This is a genomic window from Pseudomonas sp. 05T35 (assembly GCF_056396605.1).
Map to the genome: position 1 here is coordinate 1 of NZ_JBFTLU010000162.1, position 8863 is coordinate 8863.

General features: G+C 60.4%; 6 protein-coding genes. 2 read left to right on the forward strand and 4 right to left on the reverse strand.

The features are described 5' to 3' along the window. Positions 1 to 286 precede the first annotated feature (286 nt). A complete protein-coding gene (locus AC1DH9_RS14370; protein ID WP_427540964.1) occupies positions 287 to 511 on the forward strand; it encodes a YgdI/YgdR family lipoprotein in 225 nt (74 codons plus the stop codon). Positions 512 to 520: 9 nt separating this feature from the next. On the opposite strand, the gene AC1DH9_RS14375 is transcribed toward AC1DH9_RS14370, so the two are convergent. Beyond that, positions 521 to 907 carry a hypothetical protein gene (locus tag AC1DH9_RS14375; RefSeq protein WP_427540961.1) on the reverse strand — a complete coding sequence of 129 codons (387 nt, stop codon included), beginning with the start codon at positions 905 to 907 and terminating at the stop codon, positions 521 to 523. A 284-nt stretch (positions 908 to 1191) separates the two neighbouring features. Between AC1DH9_RS14375 and AC1DH9_RS14380 the strand changes: the two genes are divergently transcribed. Then, positions 1192 to 1635, forward strand: coding sequence for a hypothetical protein (locus AC1DH9_RS14380; RefSeq protein WP_427540958.1), 444 nt, complete (start codon positions 1192 to 1194; stop codon positions 1633 to 1635). A 49-nt stretch (positions 1636 to 1684) separates the two neighbouring features. Here AC1DH9_RS14380 and AC1DH9_RS14385 read toward each other — a convergent pair whose 3' ends face one another. The 3 genes from AC1DH9_RS14385 to AC1DH9_RS14395 all read right to left on the reverse strand — a co-directional run bounded on the left by AC1DH9_RS14385 (position 1685) and on the right by AC1DH9_RS14395 (position 8478). Then, positions 1685 to 3538, reverse strand: coding sequence for a polyurethane esterase (locus AC1DH9_RS14385; protein ID WP_427540955.1), 1854 nt, complete (start codon positions 3536 to 3538; stop codon positions 1685 to 1687). Positions 3539 to 3644: 106 nt separating this feature from the next. After that, the gene (locus AC1DH9_RS14390; protein WP_477808328.1) at positions 3645 to 5339 is read right to left on the reverse strand and encodes a polyurethane esterase; all 1695 of its coding nucleotides are present in this window, start codon (positions 5337 to 5339) and stop codon (positions 3645 to 3647) included. A 43-nt stretch (positions 5340 to 5382) separates the two neighbouring features. Further along, a complete protein-coding gene (locus AC1DH9_RS14395; RefSeq protein WP_477808329.1) occupies positions 5383 to 8478 on the reverse strand; it encodes an autotransporter outer membrane beta-barrel domain-containing protein in 3096 nt (1031 codons plus the stop codon). Positions 8479 to 8863: the final 385 nt, after the last annotated feature.

The following is an 8863-nucleotide window of genomic DNA, read 5'->3' on the forward strand; positions in this document are numbered from 1 at the left end:
GCTGGCGAAGCCTGCGTTCGGCTGCGAAGCAGTCGTAAATTCTACTTGCACGGTCTGCCTGACGTACCGCATGGCCCGATTTTACGGCCGCTTCGCAGCCGAACGCAGGCTTCGCCAGCTGCTACGGATCGCGTTACGGCTTAACGGGTCGTCATCATTCGGCTTTCGACTTTTTCCGTCATCAACCGAACTTTCCCGGAGTGAGTGACACCAAGAACAGTCAGTACCGAAATGACGCACCTGTGCGTCGAGACGATCAAAAGAATTCTGTAAGCGAGGTTTATTGATGAATATCCGCATTCTGAGCATGCCCCTGGCTATCGTAGGCTTGCTGGCATTAGGCGGTTGCGCGTCGCCAACGGTGGTGACGTTGCAGAACGGCACCCAATATTTGACCCAGGACACGCCGAAAACCAAAGGCACAGACGGTTTCATTGAGTTCAAGGACATTTCCGACGCCAAGATCAAGGTCAAGGCGGACGACGTCGCCACCATCCGCACAGAAAAATGATCGAAAGCCTCAGGGCATCTGCAATGCCGGGTCTTGCCCCGGGATACTGTTATCGCAGGAAATGACCTGCTCGCCGCGTCGCAACAACTGCCCCCTGATCATTTGGCAGCGCTCGTATTCCCGGGCATTCGCGTTGTCGATGCTGATGTTGCCGGTCACTGGCGGTTGCTTGCCGTCACCCAGGCTCAGTTTCACCCAGGGTTGTTCCGGCTGAATCTGGAAACGGCTTTTCTCGGGTCCAGGCTCGGCCTGTCCGACCTGCGCGGGGGTTGGCAGTTGATCGGCGGTCACGCCGTATCGGTTCAAAATCGAGCCATGAGGCAACTCCTCAGCCATCGCGCTCGCCGATAAAATCATCAGCGCTGCTGCGACTGCCTGCCTCTTGCTGTTACTCACTGTATTCAGTCTCCTGTTTTTCGGTTCACCGCGCCCGACGTCTGTGTCGCGCGCAAGATAGTGCCCTCTGGAAACGCATGGCCTGCCCGATGGTTTAATGCCATGGCAAAAAAAAACGGGGCACACACGAAAATTCTAATTTACGCCTGGCTCACCGGAACATTGTGGCTATGCTTTTCAGAGTCGACGGGCGCTTTCCTGAGCCTGGGAAAACGCTTTTGTCCGGTATTTGAGCCTGCCGTGTAGCGACAGGTCACCTTTTTCAATCAGAAGGAATTACCAGCGTGCAGCCCCTACAACGCCTTTTGAGCGATAAGGACTTCGCGCTTCCCCTGCCCGGCTTCAAAGTTCTGGCACTGGCCCTTGCTGTATTCGGACTCAGTGCGTGCAGCAGTATCCACGCGCACACCACCGAATACGCCGGGGCCCAGCACACAACCGCGACGTCCCCGGACTCGGTGCAAATACTGCGTACTGCGCCGACACGACCGTACACGCGGTTGGGTGAAGTGATTCTGCACACACGCACGCAGCCGGCCCCGCCCGTCAGCGAGTTCGAGCAGAGACTGCGTGAAGAAGCGGCGAAAATCGGCGGCGATGCGGTGGTGGTGATCTACGACATGACCCTGCCCATTTCGGATTACGTCAGCGTCGCGCTTCCGCTGGACCGGGATCTCCATTCCGAGCAGAGACGCAAGCTCAAAGGCATCGTGATTCACTATGAATAAACGCTGAAAAGCCCGACGCGAACCGAGGTTCGTACCGGGCTTTTTGGCGTCAGGCGATCACCACGCCTGAACTGGCAAGGTGATCGAGCCCGACCCCGACCAGCGTCACCGAGTCATTACCGAAGCTCAACACGGTATCCGCGCCTACGGCTTTGGCGTGGTCGCGTACGTCGTAGTTTTGCCCCACGCCTTCGACGCCGAGGAAGACCAGCTTGTCGCTGCTCTGGTAGCCGAGGATCCGGTCATTGCCGAAGTTGCCACTGAACAGGAAGGTGTTGCTCCCCCCACCCGACTCCATCAGGTCATTACCGGCACCGCCGACAAACACGTCATTGCCCTTGCCGCCGATCAGATGATCATTGCCGTCCAGGCCAAACAGCCAGTCGCCAGCTGCATGCGCCGTGAGGACGTTGTCCGCGGCATTGCCCTTCACCGATGACGCGTACTGGGTCAGGTTATTGCCGACCTGCAAGCCTTTGTCGGTGACGCTATGAGTCACGTCATCCTTGAGCAAGCCCCAGAGAAACCCCGGTTCTTTGCTGATGATGCTGCCGATATCGCGGGTGATGCTGATCCCGCCGTTGGCATCGCGCACGTACACAGTACCGGCGCCATCGTTGGCAAAATCGACGTTTTTTACTGACTGCTGCAAGTCCAGTGTGTTGCTGCCCTTGCCGCCCAACAGGATGTTGTAGCCACCGGCATCCCTGAAGGTGTCGTTGCCATCGCCGCCCTCCAGGTAGTCGTTGCCTTTGCCGCCCTGGATCAGGTCGTCACCGTTACTGCCGATGATGAAGGTACTGCCCTTGTGGGTTTCGGCGTTGCGGTTGAGGTCCTGAACCCAGGTGTTGCTGCGCGCCGGGTCCGACAGGTTGGCGACGATGATCGTCGAGTCCTTGCTGGTCAGGTCATAGAACTTCGACTCCAGCACCCGGGTCATGCCATCGCCGTAACCGGTGGGCAGATGGGAAATCCAGGTCGGGACGTTGAGGATCGAAAACGGCAACATGTTCCATGCCGCCGAGGCGTAATGGTCGTTGAAGCTGACGATGTTGTTGGTTGCCGAATCCTGATGCGCATCGTGTACGCCGACCGATGCCAGGTTGAACGTTGAACCGTCCAGCGCGCGGAATACCGGATCGTTTTCGTAACCGATGTTGAGCACCTTGTCGGTACTGCTTTGGGTCGGTGACGCGTAGGCGATGTAGTTGGAATCCTTGTAGAAGCCGTTCCAGTGATCGCCGCTCAGGTCCGCCAGGCTATTGACCGCCAGCCCGCCGAGACTGTGGCCGCTGACCAGTACGTCCTTGCCGCTCAGGCCATTGGCGGTGGCAAATGCGGCGACATTCTTGAGCAATGAACCAAAGGCTTCGCCGACGTAGTTCTTGGCATAGTCCTTGGGGCCCAGTGCCGCCATCAGGTCGTTGATCACATCGCCGATGGAGTCGCTGATCTGTATTTCACGGGGGCCACTGGTGCCGCGAAACGCGATGCCGATTTCGGTGAGATGGCCTTGAGCGTCGTACTTGCCGAGAATCTCGACCTGAGCGCTGGTGTAACCGGCTTTCTCGCCGAAGAAGGTTCCCCGCACATCGACCTTGCCGCCATAGCCTAACTGGCTGGCGGTGATCGGAGTCCAGCCGGCTTTTTGCACAGCGTCCAGCGCGGCTTTTTCCGAATCGGGGTTCCAGGGAACACCGGGAATCACCCCTTGCGAGTCGGTGCCGCCGATCAGTGCAGTGACCAGCGTCGCCGGCAGGCCGAGGCCGAAACCATTGTGCTGATAGCCCGTGGCAAAGCCATTGTCGAGGTTGTGATAGGAATACAGCGTGATCGCCAGCGCATCGGAAAACAGCGCTTTGGATTCGACTGAGTTGTGGTTTTTGTAGTCATAGACACCCATGGTATTGCCTCTCTTTTGTTGAAATTGTTAGAGAAAGCTCACGCAGCTGGAACGCCCCGCAGCACGGGACGTTCCGACGTTTTAGTGCAATGCCTTTTACTGCGGTTTAAGCAAATACGATCCCCGCACCAGACAGGTTGTCGAGGCCAACACCCACCAACGTCACCGCGTAGTCGCCGACCTTGAGCAGCGTGTCGTTACCCGATTGCGAAACATGCTGGCTGTAGTCATAGCCCTGCCCCGCGCCCTGAACGCCCATGAACACCAGCTTGTCGCTGCCCTGGTAACCATTGATGGCGTCGAAACCGAACGCGCCGCTGAACAGGAAGGTGTTGTGGCCGCCGGAGGCAAACATGACGTCATTGCCCTCGCCGCCGACGAACGTCACCTGGCTCTTGTCGCTGCGCAGCACATCGTTGCCCGACAACCCGAACAACCAGTCACCGTCGGCGGTCGCCACCAGCGAATTGCCGTAGGCATCGCCATTGAGCGAGTGGTTGTAGTGGGTCAGATCGGTGCCAGCCAACAAGCCTTTGGCGCTGACGTTGTAGGTTACGTCCTTGTTGAGCAGTCCCCACATGGCCCCCGATTCCTTGCTGACCAGCGCGCCGATGTCGCGGGTCATGYTGATGCCGCCGTAGCTGTCGCGCACATACAGCGTGCCGTCACCGTCGTTGGCAAAGGTGAAGTTCTTCAGCGGCTGTTGCAGGTCGAAAACGTTCTGCCCTTTGCCGCCGAGCAGGATGTTGTAACCACCCGCGTCCCTGAAGGTGTCATTGCCGTCGCGGCCTTCAAGGAAGTCGTTGCCTACGCCGCCGCGCAGCAAATCGTTGCTGTCGGTGCCGATGATGAAGGTGCTGCCGGTGTGCGTTTCACCACTGCGGCCCAGGTCTTCGATCCAGGTGCTGGCGCGCAACGACTCCGACAAGGTCGAGACGAGGATCGTCGAGTCCTTGCTGGTGAGGTCGTAGAAGCTCGAACCGATCACCCGGTTCAGACCATCGGCATAACCGAGGGAGCTGTGGGCCGCCCAGTGTTGCGGGTTGGCAATGCTGAACGGGGTCATTTGGGTGGAGACGTAGTGGTCGTTGACGTTGACGATGTTGTTGGTCGCCGAGTCTTGAACCTTGTCGTGCTTGTACAGCGATGAACTGGTGAAGGTGGTGCCGTCGAGCACGCGAAACACCGGGTCATTTTCGTAACCGATGTTCAACACATGGGTGCCTGCCGGGCTTTGCGTCGGCGAGGCGAAGGTCATGTAGTTGGCGTCCTTGAAGTAACCGCCCCAGTGGTCGGCACTCAATTCGGCCACGCTGTTGGCGCCCAGACCACCGAGGCTGTGGCCGGTGATCAGCACGTCCTTGGCATTCAGGCCCTTGGCACTGGCGAACGCGGCGACGTCCTTGAGCAAGGTGTCGAAGGCGCTTTTGGCGTAGTTCTTTGCGTAATCCTTCGGGCCGATAGCGGCCAGCAGATTGTTCTTCATGTCGCCGTAGGTGTCGCTGTAACCCAAGCCTCCGGTCCCGCGAAACGCAATCCCGAGGGAGATCAGCTTGCCCGCCGCATCGTACTTGGCCAGCACCTCGGCTTCGGCGCTGGTGAAGCCGTCCTGCTCGCCAAAGAAGGTGCCCTGGGCACCGACCTTGCCTTGATAGCCCAATTGCCCGGCGGTGACCGGCGTCCAGCCGGTAGCCAATGGCTTGCCGGTCGGCGTGTAGGCGTACAGCGTCAATGCAATCGCATCGCTGTACAAGGCCTTGCTGGCCTCGCTGCCGAACTTCCTGTAATCAAAAACACCCATTTTCTTGCCTCTTCATTGCTGGTACGTATTGCGGTTTTTCAAATCAGAACTGCCAGTCGAGGGTCAGCCCGACGCCGTGGGTCTTGTCCCGCGAGCCCAGCAGTCCGTTGTAATCCAGGTTCAGCGAGACATCGCGTGCCAGCGCCAGCCCTGCTCGAACGCCGACCACCGCCGCGTTGCGGTCCATGGACACGCTCTGCACGGCAAACGGCGTGCTGCCGGAGGCAAACGCGAGGTTTTCCTCGGAGTGGATGTTGCTCAGGTTGTGCTGCCAACCCAGGGTCCCGGACAGCTCGAGTTGCTGATGCTCGGTGAGCGCCAGGCGTTTGCTCGCCCGCAGGCCCAGTGTGGAAAGCACCGCGTCGCGGTTGTCGTCGCCGCCCTTGAGCGCTGCTGCGCCGCCCTTCTCGGTGAAACTGTCACTGTCCAGGTGCACGTAGGCCAGATTGGCGAACGGCTCCAGTGCCAACGGTTGCAAGTCCAGGCGATAGGCCGCCTCAGTGAACACTTGCGTGGTGTGCGCATCGCGCTTGGATTTCTGCTTGGCGCTGATGTCGCCGAACTGCAGGTCGCGTTTGGCGTCGATACGGTGCCAGCTGTAGGCACCGCCGACGCTCAGACGCAGCGCATCCATTTCATGCCCGGCGTACAGGCCCAGGTGGTAGCTGTCGACCGTTGCCGAAGAATGGGTGCCATCGCCCRTGTTCAGCGAACTGTTGCTGTAACCGGTGACGAAACCCAGACGCGTGTGGTCGGCAATCAAACCGTCGGCCCCGGCCAGCAGACCGCTGATGGAGCTGGTGTAGTTGGCGTTGTCGTGGCCACTGTCGGTCTTGCCCCAGGCGCCCAGTACTTTGACCCAGGCATTGTTCTCGGTGCTGTTCGGCGTTGCGGCGTCATAGAGACCGCCATCGCGCAGGCGCTCACCGACGGCATCGCGCAGATAGCGCGAGTCGTTGACCAGCAAGGTGCCGATCGCCGGATGAATTTCCCCGGACAATTGCTGGAAGGCTTGCTGCGCGCTCGACGCGTTCGGCGACAGCAGCAGGCTTTCATACACGGCGTTACCCGCGCCCAACTGCTCGGCGGCGGCAGCCACGGAGCGTTGATTCGGGGTTTGCCCGACGCTGGCGAAGGAGTCGCCGTTACGTTCGATCGCCAATTGCACGCCGGTCGCCGAGTAGTCGAGGCTGCCACCGATAAACGCGTAGTTCGGCAACACCGCGCCGAACTGGCCCTGGATACCGCCGGCCGCTTGCAGGATGTTGTACTGATGACCGATCAGGCTGCGCACGTCGCTGGGGCTCAACAGCGTCGGGCTGTTTTCCAGCGACAGGCTCACAGTCGCGCCCTGGATCGTGGCTGTGCCGCTGGCAACGATGCTGTCGCTGCTGGTGGGAGACAGCTCGACGGCATAGGTCGAACCGGGCTCGAAGGTCACATTGCCGGCAACGTGCAAGGTGCCGATCGAGTTGCCCGGTGCGACGGTGCCACCGCTTTTAGCGGTCAATGTGCCGACCTGCCCGGAGCCACCGAGGATGCCGCTGTCGTTGACCGTGACCGCCGACAGCAACGAACCGTTGACGGCCAGTCGCCCCTGATTCACCAGGGTTGGCCCGGCATACGTGTTGTTGCCCGTCATCACCAGCGTGCCGATGCCCTGCTTGGTCAAGCCGCCGTGACCGGAAATATCGTTGCGCCAGACGTCGAACCCGCAACTGATGTCGTTACAGATCCGCTGTGTTGGCTTGCCGGCATCGATGACCGCACCGATGCCCGGCAGGTCGGCGACAAACTGGCCGGAACCATAGGAGCCGTCCACGCGAAATTCCTGCGGAATGTCGGCATCGGCGACAAACATGCCGGGGCCGTCGATGCCCTTGCGCAGGTTGATCATGCCCCAGCCGTACAACGAATCGATGCCCGGTGCGCCCATGTCGGTGGCGGTGGTTTTCAGCACCGTGGCGACCTGCGCGCCGGTCATGTACGGGAAGCGTTCCATCAGCACCGCAGCGGCGCCGGCAACGTGTGGCGCGGCCATCGAGGTGCCGTTCTTGTTGGCATARCCCACGGTCAGGTCATCGGCGTTGGTGCCGCCGAGCACCGCGCTGTAGATCTTGGTACCCGGTGCCGACACGCAAAAGCCTGCGGTATAACCGCAACGCGACGAGAAGGTGCTGATGATGTAGGGATTGGCGCTAGTGGTGTCCGGGTTCATTTGCAGCGCCGCGACGGTGACCCAGTTCGCGGCAATGTCCGGCACGAAGTAACCCAGGCCGGCAATCGCGTCCGGGTTGTTGAGGTTGTAGTCGTTACCCGCGGCGAAGATGGTCACGATGCCGCTGCGAGCCGCATCGATGGCGCCTCGATACGCGCCGCCCTGTTTGGTGTTGAGCAGCGGCTGGATCTGATCGAACTGCGCCTGGCCGTCCTGCACGGTGAAATGCGGGAACGCCGGGTCCTTGCCGCCCTTTTTGAAGCGATCGGTGATGCCGATGCCCCAGCTGTTGTTGATGATCCGTGCGCCGCTTTCTCGTAGGCCGTCCCAGCCGGCTTTGTAGACCGCGCCGTCGTTGCCGAGAATGATCCCGTCTTCAGGTCCCGGGTCGCCGTTGTCGGCGCTGATGATTTGCGCGTTGAACGCCACACCGTGCATCGGACTGCCATCGCGGCTGCCGGCGGCAATCCCGCCGACGTGAGTACCGTGGTACCCCAGCTTGCCGTCGGAACCTATCGTCGGTGTGCCGTCATACCGAAAGGCATCTCCGGCTTTGACCGGAATGTAGGGGTCGGTGTATTCACGGATACCGCTGGTGACCAGCGTCACCACTTTGTCCACGCCGGAAAACTCCGGGTGTTTGGCGTAGACCGGTTGATCGAAGATGCCCAACTTGACGCCTTTACCGGTGAACCCGGCTGCGTAGGCATCCTGGGCGTTGATCGCGCCCAGCCCCCACTCGGCGTTGAATTCGGGACTGCGCCAGCTGTTCGGATCGCCGAGCTTGGCGCTTTCCACATAGGGCGCGGCCTGAGCGACCCCGATTGCCGCCAGATAAGCGATAAAAGCCCCATTGAGAGCTTTGGCCTTGCGGCTGATGCCGATTTGCACAGGCGCGTTGTTGCGAGATTTGCTTTCCATCCAGCTACCTTCCTTAGTTGACTTGCTTAAATCCCCGCGTGTTTATCTGCACGCATCTTGTTGTGTTCCACGCTCCCCCGTAGCAGCAGGCCGCGTTCGGCTGCGCAGCAGTCGTAAATCCATACCCCGCGGTGCATCAGGCCCACCAAGCTGTCCGCATTGGCGAGCGCTGCGCACTCGAACGCCGGCTTCGCCAGCTGCTACAAAAGCTGCGCTGTACACAACCCTGTAGCAGCGGCCGCAGGCCGCGTTCGGCTGCGCAGCAGKCGTAAATCCATRCCCCGCGGTGCRTCAGRCCCACCAAGCTGTCCGCATTGGCGAGCGCTKCGCACTCGAACGCCGGCTTCGCCAGCTGCTACAAAAGCTGCGCTGTACACAACCCTGT

Bases quoted from the DNA above. Each gene is read 5' to 3' on its own strand.
- AC1DH9_RS14385 (WP_427540955.1), bottom strand. From the start codon at position 3,538: ATGGGTGTCTATGACTACAAAAACCACAACTCAGTCGAATCCAAAGCG.
- AC1DH9_RS14370 (WP_427540964.1), top strand. From the start codon at position 287: ATGAATATCCGCATTCTGAGCATGCCCCTGGCTATCGTAGGCTTGCTG.